The sequence below is a fragment of the Nitrosospira briensis C-128 genome (assembly GCF_000619905.2).
Classification (GTDB): Bacteria; Pseudomonadota; Gammaproteobacteria; order Burkholderiales; family Nitrosomonadaceae; genus Nitrosospira; species Nitrosospira briensis.
Map to the genome: position 1 here is coordinate 177,857 of NZ_CP012371.1, position 20,795 is coordinate 198,651.

At 55.7% G+C, this 20,795-nt stretch carries 14 protein-coding genes; 7 read left to right on the forward strand and 7 right to left on the reverse strand.

All coding sequences use genetic code 11. From position 1 onward, the window contains the following. Positions 1-107: 107 nt before the first annotated feature. Both F822_RS00830 and F822_RS00835 read right to left on the reverse strand, forming a co-directional pair. Positions 108-6,050, reverse strand: a complete 5,943-nt coding sequence (locus tag F822_RS00830) for a toxin TcdB middle/N-terminal domain-containing protein (protein ID WP_025039811.1) — start codon at positions 6,048-6,050, stop codon at positions 108-110. Positions 6,051-6,066: 16 nt separating this feature from the next. Then, positions 6,067-10,146: a Tc toxin subunit A-related protein gene (locus F822_RS00835; protein ID WP_025039810.1), complete on the reverse strand. Its 4,080-nt coding sequence runs from the start codon at positions 10,144-10,146 to the stop codon at positions 6,067-6,069. 204 nt (positions 10,147-10,350) lie between these two features. On the opposite strand from F822_RS00835, the gene F822_RS00840 reads away from it, so the two are divergent. Then, a complete protein-coding gene (locus F822_RS00840) occupies positions 10,351-10,557 on the forward strand; it encodes a hypothetical protein (RefSeq protein WP_025039809.1) in 207 nt (68 codons plus the stop codon). Positions 10,558-10,649: 92 nt separating this feature from the next. On the opposite strand, the gene F822_RS00845 is transcribed toward F822_RS00840, so the two are convergent. Together F822_RS00845 and F822_RS00850 are read right to left on the reverse strand one after the other, a co-directional pair. After that, positions 10,650-11,225: a DNA-3-methyladenine glycosylase gene (locus F822_RS00845; RefSeq protein WP_025039808.1), complete on the reverse strand. Its 576-nt coding sequence runs from the start codon at positions 11,223-11,225 to the stop codon at positions 10,650-10,652. A gap of 90 nt (positions 11,226-11,315) precedes the next feature. After that, positions 11,316-12,290, reverse strand: a complete 975-nt coding sequence (locus F822_RS00850) for a tetratricopeptide repeat protein (RefSeq protein WP_025039807.1) — start codon at positions 12,288-12,290, stop codon at positions 11,316-11,318. Between the two features lie 330 nt (positions 12,291-12,620). Between F822_RS00850 and F822_RS00855 the strand changes: the two genes are divergently transcribed. Beyond that, positions 12,621-13,514, forward strand: coding sequence for a DMT family transporter (locus F822_RS00855; protein ID WP_025039806.1), 894 nt, complete (start codon positions 12,621-12,623; stop codon positions 13,512-13,514). Positions 13,515-13,588: 74 nt separating this feature from the next. Here the strand turns inward: F822_RS00855 and F822_RS15560 are convergent, their stop codons facing one another. After that, positions 13,589-14,230 carry a Kazal-type serine protease inhibitor domain-containing protein gene (locus tag F822_RS15560; protein ID WP_025039805.1) on the reverse strand — a complete coding sequence of 214 codons (642 nt, stop codon included), beginning with the start codon at positions 14,228-14,230 and terminating at the stop codon, positions 13,589-13,591. A 248-nt stretch (positions 14,231-14,478) separates the two neighbouring features. Further along, positions 14,479-15,099, reverse strand: coding sequence for a hypothetical protein (locus F822_RS15680; protein ID WP_231623535.1), 621 nt, complete (start codon positions 15,097-15,099; stop codon positions 14,479-14,481). Between the two features lie 315 nt (positions 15,100-15,414). On the opposite strand from F822_RS15680, the gene F822_RS00870 reads away from it, so the two are divergent. After that, the gene (locus tag F822_RS00870; RefSeq protein WP_231623536.1) at positions 15,415-16,572 is read left to right on the forward strand and encodes an OprO/OprP family phosphate-selective porin; all 1,158 of its coding nucleotides are present in this window, start codon (positions 15,415-15,417) and stop codon (positions 16,570-16,572) included. Positions 16,573-16,603: 31 nt separating this feature from the next. On the opposite strand, the gene efp is transcribed toward F822_RS00870, so the two are convergent. After that, positions 16,604-17,170 (reverse strand): elongation factor P, encoded by a 567-nt coding sequence (gene efp / locus F822_RS00875; RefSeq protein ID WP_025039802.1) that lies wholly within the window; start codon positions 17,168-17,170, stop codon positions 16,604-16,606. Between the two features lie 59 nt (positions 17,171-17,229). Here efp and F822_RS00880 point away from each other — a divergent pair, with 59 nt between their 5' ends. The 4 genes from F822_RS00880 to pgsA all read left to right on the forward strand — a co-directional run bounded on the left by F822_RS00880 (position 17,230) and on the right by pgsA (position 20,746). Beyond that, entirely contained in the window at positions 17,230-17,919 is a 690-nt protein-coding gene (locus F822_RS00880) for a uracil-DNA glycosylase (RefSeq protein ID WP_025039801.1), read from the forward strand. 7 nt (positions 17,920-17,926) lie between these two features. Then, positions 17,927-18,115, forward strand: coding sequence for a tautomerase family protein (locus F822_RS00885; protein ID WP_025039800.1), 189 nt, complete (start codon positions 17,927-17,929; stop codon positions 18,113-18,115). Positions 18,116-18,120: 5 nt separating this feature from the next. Then, complete coding sequence (gene uvrC / locus F822_RS00890; protein ID WP_036574402.1) at positions 18,121-19,941, forward strand: excinuclease ABC subunit UvrC; 1,821 nt, start codon at positions 18,121-18,123, stop codon at positions 19,939-19,941. A gap of 232 nt (positions 19,942-20,173) precedes the next feature. Beyond that, complete coding sequence (pgsA, locus tag F822_RS00895) at positions 20,174-20,746, forward strand: CDP-diacylglycerol--glycerol-3-phosphate 3-phosphatidyltransferase (protein WP_025039798.1); 573 nt, start codon at positions 20,174-20,176, stop codon at positions 20,744-20,746. The last annotated feature ends 49 nt before the right edge of the window (positions 20,747-20,795 follow it).

The window sequence follows — 20,795 nt, forward strand, 5'->3', positions numbered from 1 at the left end:
ATTACAAGCGCTGACGCCGAAACTTCATGGTCAGAGTGAAGAATCCCCAACCGACTCTGACCCAGCACCCAACACTTGAGCTTAGCGCACGGCCCGGATGCCTCGAATCAACCCCATTGCGGAATCTTGGGACGATCGGGTTCCGGCGTGACGGGGTCGCTGCCGCGCAGCCCCGGCGGCACATTACTTTCGGCGATGCGCTCCCAGAAGCTGTCCAGCCCGTTTCCTTCAAACACGCGCGTTGCCTGGAAGAAACCGAATGCCGCGTTACTCAGCATATGGCCCGACTCATGCTCGAACGTGGCCGGTATGATTTCCCCGCCGACATAGCGGGATGTATTCACGAAACTGAATGCGCCGAAGTTGAACGCTCTTCCGTCCAACTGGCCGACCCATCCGCCCACCGTGAAAATGTTTCCTGTTTTCCAGTCGACCTGCATGTCGCGAATCCGCAGCGCATCCACCTGCCCGAACGTGACCAGGTAACCGATGACATTCAGCGCGAACAGGGTAAGGCCAATCGCATGGCCCGGCCAGCTCATCGGCATCAGATAGCTGGTCCAGCCGAGTATACCCTGGTAGACATCGCTCTTTGCCACCGGCGGAATGACCGACAGGAAGGTGATGACGCCAAGCGCGGCGCCGATGATCGGCCCGAAGATCATGCCGCCGATCATGGCATTGGCACCCGCGGTAAATCCTATCAACGCGCCGCGCAATGCGCCTTCCCAGCTACCGTAGGCAATGCCGCCCACGACAGCCCCAATTGCGGCGCCCGCAAGTCCCGCAACGGCCGCATAGGCCAGGAGCGTGCCGAACCCGATTGCGGTCCCGACGCCGAAGGTCAGCACCGAAACGGCAACGACGGCTACCACCACGGCAATGGCAATGACGATTGCGCCCAGCACATCCCAGAAGCCGAGGCCGCTCGGGTCGACATAGCGCACCGGGTTATTGCCGGCGTACGCGTAAGGGTTCAGGCGCCTCGGTTCCTGAAGCCCTTGTTCCGGCTGGTACAGGTAGAGCGGGTCCGGTGAAATGAAGCGACCCATCGTCGGCGAGTACCAGCGTGCGTTGAAGTAGTACAGGCCGATATCCGCATCCAGTCTTTTCGTCGCGAACGCGGGGGGCAGCGTACCGGACGGTGCAATGAGCACGCTCCCGAATGGGTGGAACGCGGTCTCGGTCAGAAGGTTACCATCCGCGTCGGTATAGATGACTGCACTGCCCAGATGGTCATTGTGTATGAATACGGTCGTCCCGCCGGAGATACGGGCAACCGGCAGGTCTCCCGCCATCACCCAGCGCATATCTGAACCATCGCGCGACTCGAACAGGTTGTCAACGTAGTGCGTCACCTCCGTCGAGCCGGCTTCGGTCGCTTCGCGCCGGCTCAGCACACCTTTATGGTCGTAGAAAAAAGCGACATCGGCGCCGCTGTCCAGTTGCACCCGCGCGAGCTGCTGCTTCGCGTCAAACGTCAGGGTGCGCCCCGGCATGGACACGACATTGCCGTTCAGGTCGTACCCGAACAAGCTGACGGGATTGATGCCGCCGTTGTCCAGGTGGCCGCTCAGCCGGTTGCTGTTGCCGCCACTTTCATAAAAGAGCGGGTTGGGGCTGATCAGCGGATTGCGAATAAAATTTGCCGCCGCATCATATTCATAGACATGCGAGTACCCTGCCGCTGGATCGGGACTGGAAGCCTCCAGCAGATTGTGGAATGCATCGTATCCGAAGCTCTGCGTCCGCACAAATCCCGGGGTACCGGGTCTCAGATCCTCGATTGACGCAACGTTCCCGACCGTATTGATGTCGTAACGGGTATGAAAGTACACGGCTCCAGTATCGGGCCGGAACGTCCGGATTTCGCGCAGGCGAAGAGAAGCCGGGTCATAGCCGTATTTAGTGCGGACGCCGTTTTGATAATCCATCCCCGTTCGCACACCGGCGGCCGTGTATTCGATTGCGTCCACAAATCCCGGGATACCCCGAAGCAGAAATCCCGAGTAATACTCGAAATCGACAGCGGCTTCATCGGGGTAGGTCAGCCGGATCATGCGGCCGATGCGGTCGAATGAATAGGTCAGCGCCAGGGCTTCGGTCTGGCCCGGCGCCATGCGCGAGCGCTCGACTACATTGCCACGGGAATCGTAGCTGTAGGTGGTCTCGCCGGCGGGATCGATCGAGCGTGCCAACCGGCCCGTCAGATTTGCGCCTGTCCCGGCATCGTAGAAATATGTTTCCGGCTCGGCTCCCCCATAAGCCGTCCCGATGATGCGATTCAGTTCATCGTAGCGGCGATTAATCGGCTCGCCAGCTCCATCCACCTGTAACGCGAGGTTGCCGGCGGCATCATAAGCCAGCAGACGACGCCCCCCATCCACGTGATCGATCGAGATCTCCTGTCCCGTCAGATCGTGAGTGATGCGGCTAAGGACCACCCCGCGGGGATCGGTGATCTGCCGCAAACGGCCGGTGGCGTCAAGTTCGTAGCGGGTGGTGCGGACCGATGCCTGGTCGCGCTCTTCCACTGCCACCAGGCGATACCACGTGTCATAGATCTCGCGTCGTGGTGTCCCGAACGAATCCGCCAGGGCAGGGTCATTATCCCCTGCATCAGAAAACAGCGTGTCGAATGTTCCATATTCCGCGCCGGATTGGCCGCCATCGGGATGCAAGGTACGGATCGCGCGGCCCAATGGGTCGAAGAAGAAGCTGCGCCGTGGCGCGGAGGGATCAGCCGAATACGGCTCGAACCCCAATCCCTCGGCATAGAAGGATTCAAATTTTTCGGCTGTTTTTCCTCGAGCGTTGGGGACGACCTGTCCGCTGACGGATACCATGTTGCCGTCATGCTCGGTCCGGCGCTGGAACAGGGCGCCGGTTCCATCGAGATATTCGTTGACGGAGATGGTACGAGTATCACCTGAAACGACGCGATAATGGGCAGCACGAAGCGCGGGCAGCGTCGCTGTCTCATATGAATAGGTGACGGTGGGGATGGCGAGCGTATCGCCGGGCGCCACTACCACGGCGATACGTGACAAGGGATCGTAGCGCGACTCGGTCACGCCGCCGTTGGGATTCACCATCCGCCGGGGCCTCGCTACCCTAAGATCGTGCTCGACCGTCGCAACAAAACCTTTTGCATCAGTGATCGACGTAGCAAATAGACCGAACTCGTCGAAGGTGTAGATCGTGTCGTTCCCGCGTGCATCCCGGCTGACCAGAACGTTGCCGCGCTCATCAAGGCTGACCCGTCTATGATCGTACAACCAGGCGGGCTTGCCATCCTGATCCTCTCCGTCGTGATACCCCAACGCGGACAAGTCAGGCTCATGGGCACCGTATGTGGACGTGGCCACATCCTTGTGCAGCGCGACCTTTTCGGTGCGGGTGAGCAGTCCATTTGTGACCTGGCCGAGCGCCAGGCCCTGGAATGCAGCACCGTCATAGTATTGGCGCACTTCGTTGAGCAAATTGCCGTCGCCGTCACGCTGGACAATGCGGGAGACACGGTCGCGAACGCGCCCTGCCGGGCCCAGCGCGTACTCGGCGTGGGTCGTTACAACGATAGCGATAGGTGCGCCTGCCCCTCCTTCTCCACGACGCTCTTCGCTTGTCACATTTCCGGATATATCGAACGTGAGCAGGCGCCGCTCGATACGCGCCTCGGACGTGCGCTCGAACGTCGACGTGGTGGTCTCCTCAATGAAGGGGAACAGAACTCGCCGGCTATCCGGCAGCGTCTGCTCGACACGTACGATCCATCGGCTCTCCTCCACCCGGTATGGGGTCGCTGCCAGCGGACCGCCGTCCTCTCCGAATACCTCTACCCGAAAAAGTTTGCGTTTCAGGCTGCGCCGAAGCTCGGGATCGGGAACGGTCGGCCGTCCGGAAGCTTCAGTGTGATAATGAAAGACGGTGCGACACGAAGGAATCGAGTCATCGCCTTCTTCAATCTGCTCGGATCGGCCGAATCCGTCGAATTCCCGTCGATGTCCGTCGTAGTGGCCTTCATGATAGCGGTAGCGGGTCACGTTGTGCAGGCCGCTGATCGAATCATCGACCGTAACGGCGGAAACCACCTGCACAGGAAACGGAAGAAATGACGCCCATGGTTCCCTTTGTTCGCGGTCACGCCTTGCCTCCTCGGTCGAGGTGGTGTATTCGATGGTCGTGATGCGACCAAGTCCGTTATCGATGCGCGAGAGCAGACCGGGCTTCACGTCGCCGGTGAAGTCGAGGTAGCGATAGTCCGGATACGGACTCGTCCACAAGATCCCCGCCGTTCCGGTTCCGCTCATGTCGGCGATTCGCAAGGTATCGGCGTGCGAGGTTGGCGGGGTGTAGCGAATCGTCTGCGGAGCGCTGAACGAGTTCCCCGACTGATTGATCCAGTACGTTACTTCGTCATAGCCGACAAAAACGACATCGGCCAGGCCATCCCCGTTGATATCGACAATGAACACTCGCGCCGGATCGAACGGATAGGGGAATCTCGGCGCGGCGGTCATCTTGCGCGATTCGGAGAAGTGGCCTCCGCCGCGCGAGGGCCAGTATTCGAAATACCCGCTGCTGAATAACACCACATCCGCAAGTCCGTCGCCATTGATGTCGGCAACACGGACGCGGGGATCGCCGGAAGATAGGTTGGGAACCGGCGTCGGCAGGTCGTCCTTGGGCAGCAGTCTCGGGGGTTTCCACCCTGCGGACCCCAGATTGTCGTATACCTGAAGACCGGTGCGGCCGTCATGCACCGCGTCAACGAGGCCATCGCCATTGACATCCATTAACTGCAGACCACCGGTTTCAAAAGCGAGCTGAGGTTGCCGGACGTACTGGTTGAAATCGGCGAAAGCGCCGGTTCCCTCATTGCGGTAGAAACCACTCAGCGTTCCGCTGCCGACCAGCACATCCGCCGCGCCGTTTCCGTCCATGTCGGCAAATTGCACGCGATCTTCAGCTGTGGAGAAAACAGCCGGGAACTGCGGCAAGGAACGGGGTGGTCCCCACCTGAGTTCACCCGTATTGGACCAGTATCGCGCCACGCCGTTTTCAATCGACAGAATGCCGGGGAGACCGCGACCCTCAAGATCGATCAACTCCAGGTTCGGCTGATCGAGGCCGGGCGGTGCTGCGCCGGCCTGAGCCAGGAACTTCCTCAGGCGGCGACTGGAGGGAGCGAATTCAGTATAGGAAAATTCCAGCGGCGGAAGTGACGCCGACTCCCCCGTTTCCGGATCGTTGCCTGAAAAAGTGACCGACCGAAGAAGCGATAAATCGGAGAAGGGCTCCGTATCGTACGCCAGCGCCCATGTCCGCACAGCGGCCGGACCCAGCGGCTCGACGTGAAGCGTGATACGTGAGCAGCGCAGGGCGGTGCGCATTTCAAAGCCGCTGCGAAAATCCGAGAACGGGTCGGGGCGAGCTTCATATTCGAACCGGACCGCATAGACGGCGTAGCGTATCTCCTCGATATATCGCTGGCCTTGTTCTGTTCGATACCGGTAGGTAATAGTGTTGCCCGCGGTGTCCTCTGTGCGTTCGATAAGCCATGCGAACTCCCGAGTCGTCCCATTATCGTCGAATTCGATCCTGCTCTCGGCCGTGGTCCCGAAGGTGTGGCGCATGCCGGACTTCTCAGTGACCTGCCACCCGGACGCCGTGCGGCTGAACTGCTCGAATCCGTTCTCGATTGATGCCCTGAAGTTGCCGGAACCTACGGGGAGGAGTTCCGTTTGTCCGGCGAACAGGAATGTGTCGTCATCCGTGTAGGCGGGTGTACCTCGAAACGTACGGCGGCTGATGGCGGCAAAAGGCAGCGACCAACCCAAGCCCCAGGTACCGTTCCCGGCGCCTGTACTGTAGCCGAGAGCCAGGCTGGGCTGGAAATTCCGTATGCCCGGCAATAGATCGAGCGGAACCCGATAGTTGCCGACACCGGAATTCAGGTCCGGCTGAAACGTCTCGCCGAGACCGCGAACGTCGCCGCCGCCGGCCGGATTGGACGCAGATTGACGATTGACAGGCGATTTGTTGGCCACAGGGTATCCTCTTATGTCAGAGATCGACGATGCGGAAGTTGTCGAAGTGTGCTCCCGCGCTGCCCCAGCAGAAAAGCCCGGCACGCCCTGCGCCGGGTAACGACGCATCCTGCCCCGACAATACCAGTTCGTCATTCAGGTACGCGTTCAACTGTGTCCCACTGATGCGTATCTTCAACGAGTAGCTTATACCAGCCTCGTATCCATGAGTTGCATCGAGTGCGGCGGTATCGAGTTCCTGGAATACGCCGGCGACTTTCTTCCCCATCCGCCGATAGTTGCGCTGCTGATCCATCAGGAAGTAATAGAAATTGTCCACGTCCTGCCAGCGGAACACGACACCGATACCGTCGTTGTCTTCCGAGCTGACGTCGACGACCACGATGCAATTCTGGACTGCTGGCAGTGCGGTCGTTGTTTTCCGAACGAGGTAGGTACCGGGCTTATCGGGTCCGGTCGCACCGGTTCCGAACGCACCCCCGTGTATATCCGACAGCTGATCGATTCGACGCGCTTCAGCATTGAAGACCCATTCCGACGGTGCGGATACCGTGGCCTGTGGATCGTCGACAATGTCGAAATCCGCAAGCGTGTCCGCATCGAAGCGATCCAGCAGCAACAGGTAAGGCTGGCCGGGGATGCGGCGGGGGGTGAACTCGTACTCCGTAGTCATTATGATGTTCTGAACTTGCGACCACTCGAAACCGGCATCGAACCGCGCCTGGTTCTCCGCCATCGGAATCACAATCTTCCACTCCTTCAACCACGGCTTGCCGATGAACGCATTGAGCGAGTTTGACCCACCCGTCGAAAGCGCGCCATCCGCAGTCGTGGTCTGGGTGGCAGTAGTGCCATCGGCAGCGGATACTTTGACGACCAGATTTTCGGGTGATGCGCCCTCGTCCGTTTCAATCAGGAAGGTAAGTTCGCGTACGTGCGGATCCAGATGATAGAAAGGCAGCATGGTCGATCGAAGCGTGAACGTCACGTCGCCGGTATCCTGGAACGCGAAGAACTCATCGAAAAGCTCGTACCGGAGCGCGACGGTGCGGCGTCCGGCATTCATCTGCTCGACCGCGAGTTCTTCCAGCACCTTCGGCTTCAGGTTCGGATCGAAAAACGACTCATAATAGAGCACGAGCTTTATGTCGGTAATATAGTTCAGGATGATGTCGTTTGCCGCAGGATTGAGCTCGAATACCCATGAGGTCGAGACCGGGCTGTTTTCGAAGATCGCCAGCATCTCCACATCCGGCGTGAAGATTACGGCGTCTGCAGCAATGCGGTATTGCGACACCAGCAGCGTTTCCGGCTGTAGCAGCCGCATCTTGATGCCTCCGTTACGCATTCGCGACAGGCAAAGTCCGGTATTGGTCAGGCTCGCATGTATTCCGCCGCGGCCGATCAACCCTTCGACAATCACCTCGGCGCGCTTGATGCGCTGCAGGTAGGCACCAGGGTAGTTCCGGTCGAAATCGCTCAGCTCGGTACGGAAACCCATGGTTCCCGTCCGCTGAAAATCGCGGAGGAACTGGACCGGGTAGCGATCCGCCAGAGAGATGATTTCCTTCATCGGCTGTTTTTTCTCGCCCAGGATAATCCGCATGAAAGTGAACGAATCAATGTCGCGGAGCAGAAAATCGCCGCCTAGAAGACCCGCCAGATCGTTCCGGTTATATGCGGGTTTGATGATATTCACCGCCTTGCCCACCTCATACTCGTAAGCCTGCTCCATCAGCCGGGCTATCACGATAGCCTGGCTGAGATATGACTTGGAGATCTGGCGAATCTCGTTCGCCAGGCGGTTCCAAAGGTCAGGCGTAAACTCCTGTGAGTCGAACAGCGCCAGTTGCTGCTCGGCCTGCTGCTTGCGCAGCGTGGCGATATTCTTCTGGATATCAGCGGCCTCCTTCTGTTTGGTCGCAATGTCCACCTGCTCATCCGCGACTTTCTTCGCAGCCTCCAGCTCGCTGATCCGGCGATCCATGTTATTGAGCTCGAACTCGCGTGAGATCTCGCTGCGCCGGCGTGTCAGCGTACGGAGCACTTCGTCGACACGGTGGGTTCCATTCGAGATTCCGTATCCTTCATAGCCCGAGAAATCGTACTCGGTCGTAGGGGCACCGACATACGTGATCTCGGAGTCCAAAGCCATCTCTTCGAGACTCACGTCCGCATATTCCGTTTTCAGATTTTTGGCGTTTTCGAGTTGTGTATTCGCATAAGCCTGGTTCGCCTCGATCGCTTCCTTCTGTTCTTTTGCTATCTCTACCTTCTTGATCTCGAGTTGTTCGTTCGCAGCCTCCAGGTCGACCGCATTCTCCAGCATCGACCGCTGGAACTGCTCCTGCTCAGCACTGGTCTTGAAATTGATGTAAGTCCGCTCCGCCTGAATCGCATGCTCGGCGAAATAACGCGCGGTATTTTGCAAGTAGTCGAAACGAAACACCGGGATCTGCTCGCGCGCCAGGCTGAGCAATGGAAAATCGATCCCATCTTCGATGTTCTGAATATTAAGTTTGGCGAGCAATACCACCGCTGCGATGGACGGGTTGTGCACGTTGGCATCCAAGGGCTGCGGCGCGGCGAGAATGGCCTGTACCTGCGCCGTAAGTCCATCGAACACCGGCGACTTGTAGAGCGCCGAAGCCGGATCCAGGATGGGATCGGTCAGGCGGACAATCTGTTCATACCTTGTTCTGGCTTCGGCCTTCTCACTGGATTCGAACAGGAAATTACCCCACCTGGTGTAAGCATTGGCCAGCTTCAACCAGATCATCGGGGCTTCAATGGCCTGGTTCAGGTATTGATAGTCGCGGGCCTTTTCGTACCAGCTGATGGCTTCTTCATAATCGCCCAGCTCCAGATGACAATCGCCAAGGCTCAACGGAATGGTGAAACCGTAGGTGTGCGGGATATAGGCGATGAAATTGGTGTCGATGATCTCGAAAGTAGCGAGTGCCGCGAGTGTGCTAGCGCTGATTCGCGGCTGGTAGATGCTTGCCGTCAGGTTTGCAGCCGCATTGGCCTGAAGATCGACGCTGACAATCTGGTCACCTTTGAACACTCCGAATTGCTGAGCGCCGCTGGCGAGCGAAACTGCGGGTGATACGTCCAGATATTGGCTGGAACCTGACGGTGAATTAAGGATGAAGCCGAGTCCCTCACTGCCCATCGGCCTCTGCATTGCGGTAGCCGTACCAGGGTTGAGCGGCTGCGAAAGCGTGCGCCCGAACGACAGGGGAACGGAGTCGCCCGCCGCCTGGAAAGCGGCGCCGGAGCTGCGCGCATCCCCGGTCAATGCCGCTACCACCCCGAGGTTGTTGCTGATTGCCCCGAGTTCCGGGGTTTGCAGCGATTGTCCCGCCACGGCTGCGGCTGCGCCAGGCGCGCCGGGTGCGACCACCGCGCCGGGTACCCCGGGTATGTTCGCCGGCCCAATACCCGCGCCCGTGCGCTGCGCAAGCTGGAATGCTTTCGTGAAACTGTCACGCGCGTTATCGAATTCGCTTTGCTGCACGGCTGCTATGCCGGAGGCCACCAGGAGATTCGATTCCAGTTCACGGTCGCGTCCCCCATTGAGTTCGAGCGCCTGCCGAATGATGGGCCGGGCTTCAGCAGTAGCCCCGGCCTGAAGATACGTAGAAGCTTGTTCATAAAGGATGGCCGCTGGCGATGCCACCACAGTGCTGCCCATGCCACCGAACTTCTGCACGATGGACGAGATTTCCCGCGGGGGATTACCGGGCGCTACTATCGGGCGGTCTGCGACGGCAGAGCGGTATCTTGCAACCTGAGCAGCAGCGCTGACCATTGCGTCGGTCAGTTGCATCTGCTTGAGCGCCGAAGTAGCGATTACAGTGACGTTGACGGGGAAATAGGGATGAAGGAACTTGTGCAACAGGGAGTAGGCTGTCTGATACTCACTCAGGGCGTTCTGGAACTCGTCCTGGAAAAAATAACGATGTCCGTTCGCGAGATGCCCTTGCACCTGTTTTTCCAGCGCCAGTTTCGGATCAACTTCCGCCACCTGGAAGCCGAAAACCTGCGGGACGACTTTGTAGCTGTAATAATTGCTGAGGTACTTGGTTGCCATGGCTGATTCCTCGTTGATCGGCGTGTTAAAAATTTACTTTTACTATCGGAGCAAGCAGGCACGCGCCTTCGACTACATGTTTATATTTTCAAAGGGTATAAAACATCCTTCCTTTTTTTATAGATCACAGAATTAAAATAGCAAGCCAGGTAGTGTGTTACCTCAATAAAAAAGGAATGTCCCAAGAGGATACGTTGCCGCAAAATGCCGGTAACGGATCGAGGTGGTATCGACATGGGTAAACGTGAGAAACGGATGTATCGTGAGGCAATACGCAATCGCTACCATTGGGCCAAAGAGGCTGACAAGGACACGATTCAGGCAGGTTCTGTTCAGTCTGCGATTATCAGCGCAGGTTCACGACTTCAAGCAGAAAGCGGGGAGTATTTAAGCCAAAACGCCAGCAATTAGAAAAAAGAGAAGAAAGCGGCGATTAGAAGGGGATTTTTTGTGATGATGAATTTCCCACTACCTGAGATAGGGAGATAGGCAGTCATGATCGGTCAACGAAACGGACGGCTCAGAAAGCGGGACCCGGCAAGACCGAACCGCCAAGGCACATCCACGGCTTTTGAAATACCGATGCGCGGGCCTGTCACGATTGGAATCTGTTCCCCGGAATTGGGGAGTGTAAGTTGAAATGGTAGTGCGTCGATGGGCATACCGCCATGCTCACTCGTTATACCGAGCGCCTGGCAGACACGCCCCGGTCCGGAGCAAAGGAGGCGCACATCATTGAGACCGCGCCGCGCCCGCATGGTCTCCAGCCCTGCGAGCGGTTCGATCGCGCGAATCAGGACACCCGCGCCATGTCCTTCCGTGCGGCAAACGAAATTGAGGCACCAGTGAATTCCGTAGGAGCGATAGATGTAGGCTCGACAGGGCGGGCCGAACATCACACTATTACGCTTGGTGGGACCGCCAAAACTGTGCGACGCAGGATCTTCGTGATCATATGCTTCCGTCTCCACAATGCGTCCCCCGACGCCATCGAGGAGTAAGGTTGCGCCTATCAGAGACCGAGCCACATCAACGGACGGGGCGGAAAAATCAATAAATGATGGCAAAATTGCATTCATACCAACAATTTTATACGGATAGCCTGAGAATCGATACCGCCTCCTGACGCATGAACCTAAATCCGGCCGGCTTATGGAAGATTCGTGCCATTATCTAACTGGGTATCTTCGTATCGATGAAATAGCCGATGCCCGCTTTTCGAAAGACTCCGCTTTTTCTGGCTGATGTGTACGCCGATATAGTGTGGCCAGACTCTTCAGCGTGATGGCTACACTCAAATGGTTTGGGCCGAAGCGCTTTTCATTTATCCTCAGCGCCCGCTTATAAAGCCGCTCTGCTTGCGTATATCGAGCTTGACCAGCATAAAGCGCACCCCGATTGTGCAGGGTAGTGGCAACATCGGGATGATGCGGACCCAGGGTTTTCCTTGAAATCTTCAACGCGCGCTTAAGAAGCGGCTCGGCCTGGGCATACTGCCGCTGCGCGAGATGCAGCAATGCAAGATTATTTAAATTCGTGGCAACATCGGGATGGTGCCGGCCCAAGATTTTCTCACCAATTTGCAATGCGCGTGCAAGAAGGGTTGCTGCGTTTTGAAGCTGCCCCAATTCGCGCTGCATCTCAGCCAGGTTGTTCAGGCAGATCGCTACCACCGGATTATTGGGGCCGAACCTGCTTTCCGAAATCTCCAGCGCCCGCTGAAGGAGATGCTCGGCTTGCGCATAGCACTTTTGATCGCGGTAGAGCGTAGCCAGGTTATGCAGGCTCATAGCAATCTCGGGATGATTCGGCTCCAGGGCCTTTTCCCGAATATTCAATGCACGGAGAAAAAGTGGCGCAGCCAGCTCAAGGTTTCCCTGCGCGTGGTGAATCTCGGCCAGATTGCTCAGGCTGGCTGCTATATCGAGATCGCACCCGCCCCGCTGTTTCCGCAGTAGCAGCGCTTCTTCCAGAAGTGTTTCGTTTTCAGCGCGTTTCTTTCCCGCATAATGCATCACTACTGGATTGTTCCGTTTGGTGACAGGTCCAGGATGATGCGCCGCAGGGACATCCCCCGCATTTTGCGGAGAATTCCTCGAGGCCGCGGTAGCGCGCAGGGGATTCCCTTGCTTATCCGCCTTCACTATACCTCCACAATGGTTGCAACTTGTGAACGGTTTCCACAATGACGGCCATTTAACTCGGGATTAGCCGGTATGAATAGCTGTAATATCTTACAGGCTAGCAGCCTGTCGGACTTAAAGGAAATCGGCTGCAAAAGCGTCTGGCTGGTTCATATTTCGCCGCTTTTTCGACCAATAGAATAACTATTGGCCTTCAAAATCAGCAAAATCTGCCCTCAACCAGTCTCTTTTTCGCTGCGATTCTTTAAGTCCGACAGGCTGCTAGCCGATACCAACCGCGTTTACGGCGCGGTGAGGGTCAAAACACGCATCTCCGAAGAGGAAGGAAGAATGTCGTCGCCCATGCTGATGATTGCCGCAACGTTGCTTTTTGCAACGATGGGTATGTGTGTGAAGTTCGCTTCCGCGGACTATAGTACGGCCGAAATCGTGTTCTACCGTGGCGTCATAGGGGCAGCCACCATGATGCTGCTTACGCGCGCACATGGCCAAACGCTTCGCACCCGTCTGCCGGCGATGCACTTCGGGAGGAGCCTGGCAGGCGTGTGTGCGCTCGGTCTCTGGTTTTATGCAATCAGCGCTTTACCGCTTTCCACGGCGGTGACATTGAACTACATGTCGCCTATCTGGATGACGCTGCTGCTTCTCGTCAGGACCGCTCTTAGTGGAGGGAGCAAGGTTGATAGTCGTTTGATATGCACAGTGCTTGCCGGTTTCGCCGGTGTGATCTGTATCCTCCAGCCAACAATGGCGGGGGATCAGCTAAGGGCGGGCCTGATGGGCCTGCTCTCGGGTCTGCTTACCGCGCTTGCTTACCTGCAGGTGGTCGCTCTCGGCAGGGCCGGCGAACCGGAAGCCCGTGTCGTGTTTTATTTCTCGCTGTGCAGTATCTGCGCCGGTGCCGCAGTCGTGCCGCTGGCTGGCGGCTGGCACGCCCATACTCTCAAAAGCCTGGGCATGTTGCTCGCTGTCGGTTTGCTGGCAACATTCGCACAACTGCTGATGACGCGCGCCTATGCTACCGGCCGCATACTCGTCAATGCCAGCCTCCAATACCTGAGTATTGCGTGGTCCTACGTATATGGAGTGCTGCTATTCAGCGACCCGGTGACGGGCATGGCGCTGCTCGGCATGGGCTTGATAGTGGCCGCCGGTATAATGGCTGCAAAATTACGCCAGTCTGTCGGCGCTTCCAAGCCAATCAGTAAATGCGACGGCGTATGAATGACAGCGAACTTATAAACGAGCTGCTGCATTCACTCTTGCCTTTAGTTTCATCGCATCTGCTCGCTGCAACGTCATCGCACCAATTCTTCAAGCTCACATTTCTGGTGATGCTCCACAGACACACCTGCGCGTGCCGCTTCACACGCGTTTCCGTAGGTCTTGCCGTCGCAACCGCAAACAGGTCTGTGCTCATTGGTACAGGTGCTGGGTATGGCCTTGCACGTTCCCTGCGCATCGCGAATTTTGCATTGCCCGGCACCGACCTCGCAGTATTGCGCATCGGGGCATAACGTTCCCAGAAGTCCGCCACAGTCCAATGGTTCGATGGGTTCAATTTCTTTGCAGCGGTCCGTTAATTCCACTTTGACAAAAGTTCCGGGTTTCGGACGAATAGAACGCAGTTGCTCGACGAAATTGCGAAATTCACGCGGTGTTGAGCTAAGGCCTGCTTCCGCACAAGCGGATAAACCCACCCTGGTTGATGTCGGGCCACCCACTCTGGGATAATAAACATCGAAAGTATCGACAGTATCGGAGGCAATGGCGTTGCCGATCGTTTTTCGGACCAATTCCAGCGATGCGTTATCCACGTTGTCGTCGGTACTGCCGACGCGAATAATAACGGCACTGGCCGCAGTACCTTCCTCGGCAAGCAAAGATGCGTTTGGAAGGAGGCTGAACCCTGTCAGAAAAATATAAATTAATTTTTTCACTTTTTCTTAACTGAATAGCCAGGGTGTGAAAATCAGTGGCTGACAACGAGCACGCTTATCGCTCCAGGGCCTTAACCGCTTGACCAATAAGAATTATGAGTCCGTCAACCTTTAGACCTCAAGGCTGACGTCCAGCCAGGAAGCAGTCTGAGTTGCAGAATAGCGCTGCGGCCCGAATTCACTCGGCCGCAGCAATCAGGGTATCCACGTCTGAAAATTCCACGGTGATTTTTAGCCATATCGTCGGATTAATTTGGCCCTATAGATCCACCTTGTTCATACTTTGGGTCTTTTTTCGGCTTTCCTTCCTTATCCACAGGGAAGTCGGGGACGTGGGTATCTTTGCTCGGCGATCCTGCATCTTTGCTCCGTTCCTCTCTTTTTTGCTGATCCACATATCCCATATCCATTCCATCGTTGGTAGTCCCACCTTGAGTGGATCGGGACTTACCCTGGCCAGAAGCGCTGCTGCTACCCGTAGAACCGCTCTGTCCGGCTGAACTTCCCTGGCCGGATGTGCTACCGCCGTATTGAGCCTGCGCTATACCCGCGATGCTGAATATCGCCGCGCTGGCCAAGGTTAAAAGAGATGATATAGAGAATAATTTCATGGCTGTTCCTTCTTGTTTATCCAGCAATATTGCTGTGTTTGAAAGGTTACGTGCCGTCTCGCAACGCTTCAGTGCGGTACCACACCAAAAACGCTCTCCATTCCATGATAACCGGGCATCATACGATACTCGCTGCGCTGGAAGCCGGTGCACCAATTCAATGCCAATGTTTTTACTGATAATATTGGAAAAAGTTGAGGGAACTGTTCTTATGCCGGGCGCCGTATGGATCTGACATGGCGACATTGGACGGCGCATCTCGAACGTTCAGTGCGCCATCGTCCAGCCTCTATTATTCATTACACTTACACCCAAGTAATATGATGGGCCTGTGGCAGGCAGGCGTTCCAAGGCCGGGTCGCATATATACGAATTATGCGATCAGCACCACAAAGACAAAGAGACAAAGCAAACCGGGGCCATCCAATTAAATTCACAGCCGAATCGATAAATAACGTCTTGAAATGTTGCGCCCTGGTTGTGTCGATAAGCGCGAACGTCGGCTGGACCCATCCGTTTGTCATTGATACTAAAGGTAGCCCTAAAATCAAGACAAATGATGGCAATTTTGAAATGGTTTTCGGTGCTCGCGCTCATCTCGACGTACACTCGTTTGACAACGATAAACCTGATCCCGCCTATCCCGCTTTTGGAAGCCAGGTAGCCGATGGTCAGCCGCGCAGTGGTTTCAATTTTCGCCGCGGCTATACCGATGTGACCGCCCGGTTCTACGACCTCAGCTTCAAATTTCAGAACGATTTTGCGGCCGGAACATTTCCCGGCAGCCTTCGGGAAGCCTGGGTCGCCGCCAAAATCGGCCCGGGTCAACTCACGATCGGCCAGTTCAAGGCTTATCGTGGCATGGAAGAACTGACCAGCTCAAATGAAACCACGATGATGGAGCGTCCCTCGACCTCGTCCACCGGCATTTATGCGGGGCGGCAGTGGCTGATGGGGGTCGGTTACAAGGGTATTTTTGCGGACCAGCTCGGTTATGCTGTCAATATTATGAGCCTGACGCACACCGGTATGCCTATCAAGGGTTCAAGCTATGGCGGCCGGCTATTTTGGGTGCCCCGCTCGCAGGAAGGTGATACCCTCCACTTTGGTTTCTCATACAGTATCGATACGGAAGCTGCCGGATCACTTTCTGCAAAGGTAGTTGATATTTATGGTGGACGGCGCGGTTTTAGCCAATCCTTCGGTTCCGCCGGTGCCGCTGCGGGCTTATCCGGCCATCATAGCGAGACCACGTGGGCACTGGAAGCAGCTTATGCGATTGGGCCTGTCAACCTGCAAGGAGAATACGCCGCTGTAAAACTCGACAATACCCATCTATTGGCGGGGGCGCAGAAGGATTCTCACATACAGGCATACTATGTACAGGCTAGCTGGTTTGTCACCGGTGAAAGAACAATCTACCGGAAGGAGCGCGGCGCTTTCGGCAAGCCCAAGCCGATCAGGAAATGGGGGGCAATCGAACTGGCTGCGCGTTATGACGCAGTCGAGAACAAGGATCAAAGCCTGGCCGAGAATCCCTGCGGCACCGGCACAACCAAATGCCAGGTCCAGGTACTCACGCTGGGCGTTAACTGGTATGTTCGGGAAGGGGTACGATTAATGCTTAATTATTATCTTACCGAAGCGGAACTCGGAAACGCCGGCGCCGGCACGCCAAACCGTACGGACAGCCCTTCCGTTATTTCCTTCCGTACCCAGCTAAGTTTTTGATCAGGGCGAGAAGCGGGGATGAGTTGCCTTGTTACATCCGTTCGATATATTCGCCGCTGTCCGTATTGATTTTGATCTTTTCGCCCTGGAGGACGAATGGCGGAACCATGACAACAAGGCCGGTCTCCATCGTGGCGGGCTTGTAAGAACTGGTGGCGGTGGCCCCTTTCAAATTGGGTTCGGTGTCTGTGATGGTCAGCACTACGCTGGAGGGAAGCTGTACGCCAATTGCGCGATCATGGTGGAAATTGACTTGCACGTCCGTATTCGGCAGCAGGTATTCATACTGACCCTCAAGAAATTCCTGCGACAGGCCCAATTGCTCGTAGTTTTCCTTATCCATGAAAATATAATTCTCACCTTCCTGGTAGAGAAAAGTCATGTCGCGCGGCTCGACGAAAGCGCGTTCCACTTTGTCGTCGGTACGGATGCGCTGGTTGGTCTTGGTGCCTGCTTCGATATCCTTCATCTCTACCTGCATGAATGCCCCACCTCGGCCTCCAACATGAACGTGGTAACATTTCAGGACGCGCCAGATGCGCTTGTCCCATTCGATCAGGTTGCCGACGCGGATTTCCGTTGCAAGAACTTTAGCCATTATTGTTCCAGTGAATCAAGAAAACGCGCATCTTACTATAAAAAGCTCTCGATAACCCCATGCAATCAATGTTCTCGGCGGATTGCCGCCAGTGCCACCGATTGGCCCGATTCCTGGACGAGGTAAAAATTCGTTATCCGGATTATCACGCCCGTCCTGTGCCGGCTTTTGGTGATGTAACGCCCAAGCTGCTCATTGTCGGTCTCGCTCCCGGAATGCACGGCGCAAATCGTACCGGCCGCCCCTTTACCGGTGATTTTGCCGGGGTTTTGTTGTACCGGACCTTATATAAATTCGGCTTCGCCAACCATGAAGGTTCAGCTTCGGTGGAAGATAATTTGCAGCTCACGCATTGCCGCATTACCAACGCCGTCAAATGCCTTCCCCCCGAAAACAAACCTGAACCAAGCGAGATCAGACAATGTAATGGATACCTGGCGGCCGAGATCGCTGGTTTCGCAAAAGACGGCGGCACCGCGCTGCTCGCTCTCGGTGGGGTTGCTCATCGGGCAGTGCTCATGGCACTGGGGCTCAAGCAAAAAGCTTATCCATTCGGCCATGGCGCCATCCATGAATTAACTGCCGGGCCGGCATCCGATAGCTTGAAACCCAACAGCCTGACACTATATGACAGCTACCATTGCAGCCGTTACAATACCCAGACTCGGCGTCTGACTGCAGAGATGTTCGAACAGGTATTCGCGAAAATTTGCAGCGACCTGGCTTTTCATCAGCAAACTGGAGACTAACTAACCCATGCCCTACGTCAATATACGCATTGCCGGCACCCTCAGCCGCGAGCAGAAGAAACAGATTGCTCAGGAAATAACCGATACGCTCGAGCGAGTCGCGCACAAGCCGAAATCCTATACCTATATTGCTTTCGATGAACTGCCTCACGAAAGTTGGGCCATCGGGGGCAAACTGCTGGGTGAGGGGGACTGATCGCCTTGGCGGTAGAGTCTACTTTCGACCCCAAGGCATTTTACTCGAGCCTGCCATCGCAGCCGGGAGTCTATCGCATGATGAATGCGGCAGGCCAGGTGATTTATGTCGGCAAGGCTATCGATCTCCGAAAACGTGTTTCATCGTATTTTCAGAAAAGCGGCCTGGGGCCCCGCATGCAATTGATGGTTTCCCAAATCACGGGCATAGAAACCACAGTGACCCGTTCTGAAGCGGAAGCGCTGTTGCTCGAAAACAACTTAATAAAAAATTTAACTCCTCGCTTTAACATCCTGTTTAGAGATGATAAATCGTATCCGTACGTGATATTGAGCGGTCATCGTTTTCCCCGGCTTGGGTTTCACCGCGGCGCACTGGATAAGAACCATCATTATTTTGGACCGTTTCCAAATGCGGGAATGGTGAGAGAGAGCATACAGCTTCTGCAAAAGGTATTCCGGATTCGCACTTGCGAGGATAGCGTATTCAGCAACCGCACCCGGCCTTGTCTTCTCTATCAGATCAAGCGTTGCAGCGGGCCTTGCGTCGATCTGATCACAGCGCAGGCATATAAAGAGGATGCCAGAGACGCTGAGCTTTTCTTGCAGGGCAAGCAGACCGAGGTTCTGGAAAGCATCGCCGGAAAAATGCGGGAAGCCGCGGATTTGCAGGAGTATGAGCAGGCTGCCTTGTTTCGCGACCAGATTCAGTCACTGCGAAAAATTCGGGAAAAACAGTTCGTCGATAGCGGCAAGGCGCTGGATGCCGATGTGGTTGCCTGCGTTGTCGAAACTAACGGCGGGGGAAGGGCCTGCGTCAATCTTGCCATGGTAAGGGGAGGGCGCCACTTGGGAGACAAGAGTTTTTTTCCACAAAATGCGGAAGGGTACGACCCGCCCGAAATGGTGGAGGCTTTTCTGACCCAGCATTATTTCAATCGGAGCGTGCCGAATCTTATCATCGTCGGTGAGAAAATTCAGCGGGACATCCTTCAAGCGGCGCTCGCCGAGCAATCCGGCCATAAGGTAGTCATCAACTGTAATCCGATCGGCGAACGGCGTATATGGCTGGATATGGCGGCGGAAAATGCGCGCCTGGCGCTGGAGCAGATGCTGAGCCGGCAGGCCAGCCAGGAAGAGCGCCTGCAAGCCTTGCAACAGGCCCTGGATATGCCCGGCCTTGGCCGCATCGAATGTTTTGACATCAGCCATACGCTGGGGGAAGCGACCATCGCGTCCTGCGTGGTTTATGACAACTTCGCCATGCGCAACAGCGAATATCGCCGCTACAACATTACCGGCATTACGCCAGGGGATGATTACGCCGCAATGCGCGATGTCCTTTCCCGGCGCTATCATAAAGTTGCCGAAGGCGAGGGAAGTCTTCCTGATCTGATTCTGATCGATGGTGGCAGAGGCCAGGTCAGCGTTGCACGAGATGTACTGGTCGAGCTTGGGTTGAATGGCGCGAATCTTTTGGGCGTAGCTAAAGGTGAGGCGCGCAAGCCCGGACTGGAACAATTGATTTTCCCGGGAGCGGAAAAGCCGCTACAATTGCCAAGGGACCATCCCGGATTACATCTGATTCAGCAGATTCGGGATGAAGCTCATCGTTTTGCAATTTACGGCCACCGCGCCAAGCTTGGTAAATTACGCACCAGCTCAAGTTTACAGAAAATTGATGGTATCGGCGCCAAGCGTCGTCAAAGCTTGCTGGCACGGTTTGGCGGGCTGAAAGGCGTGCAGACCGCAAGTATTGAAGAATTGCAGCAAGCAGATGGCATCAGCCGTGCGCTGGCGGAGAAAATTTACAGGGAATTGCACTGATTACAAAGGGCTTGTTTCAGTTCCAGTCATATAAACGTCCCGAGTTTGGGACAGCTTATTGCCGCTGAGGCGTAATCCAAAAATGTTGACCCCCCATAGACTGATATGAGAGGGAATATTTATTTGAGCAAAGAGTAGTGTCGCGACGAGGCAGGGTAACAATACAATTTGAATCGAAGGTTTGCAACCCGGGTTCATCAGAACAGCACCTTAATGGCATATACTGATCCTTATGCCTCTTAACCTGCCCAACGTACTTACGTGGATGCGTATCCTGGCGATTCCGCTGTTCGTAGGCATATTCTACTTTCCCTCGACGTGGTTGTCCCCGTCAGAGCAGAACCTCATCTCCACCATTATTTTTACCGTGGCCGCCATCACCGATTGGCTGGATGGTTACCTTGCGAGAGTGCTCCGCCAGACTTCGGCTTTCGGTGCATTTCTTGACCCGGTAGCGGATAAGTTGATGGTGGCGGCGGCGTTGATCGTTCTGGTCTACCTGAGCAGGCTTGATGCACTTATCGCCTTCATCATTATCGGTCGTGAAATTACCATTTCAGCGCTGCGCGAGTGGATGGCGCAAATTGGTAAAGGAAAAAATCTGGCGGTTTCCTTTTTAGGGAAACTGAAAACCACCTCACAAATGGCAGCCATCCCACTGCTGTTGTATCACGAAAAAATAGGTGAAAACTTCAACCCGCAGGAAGTGGGCACATGGCTGATCTATCTGGCGGCAGTACTGACATTATGGTCCATGGCCTACTACCTTAAAGTCGCGATACCCCAGGCGTTGAAGCATGGCTGAAACGTCTCAACCCTGCTCTTGTATCGCCTTTTCTTGACAAAGACAGCAG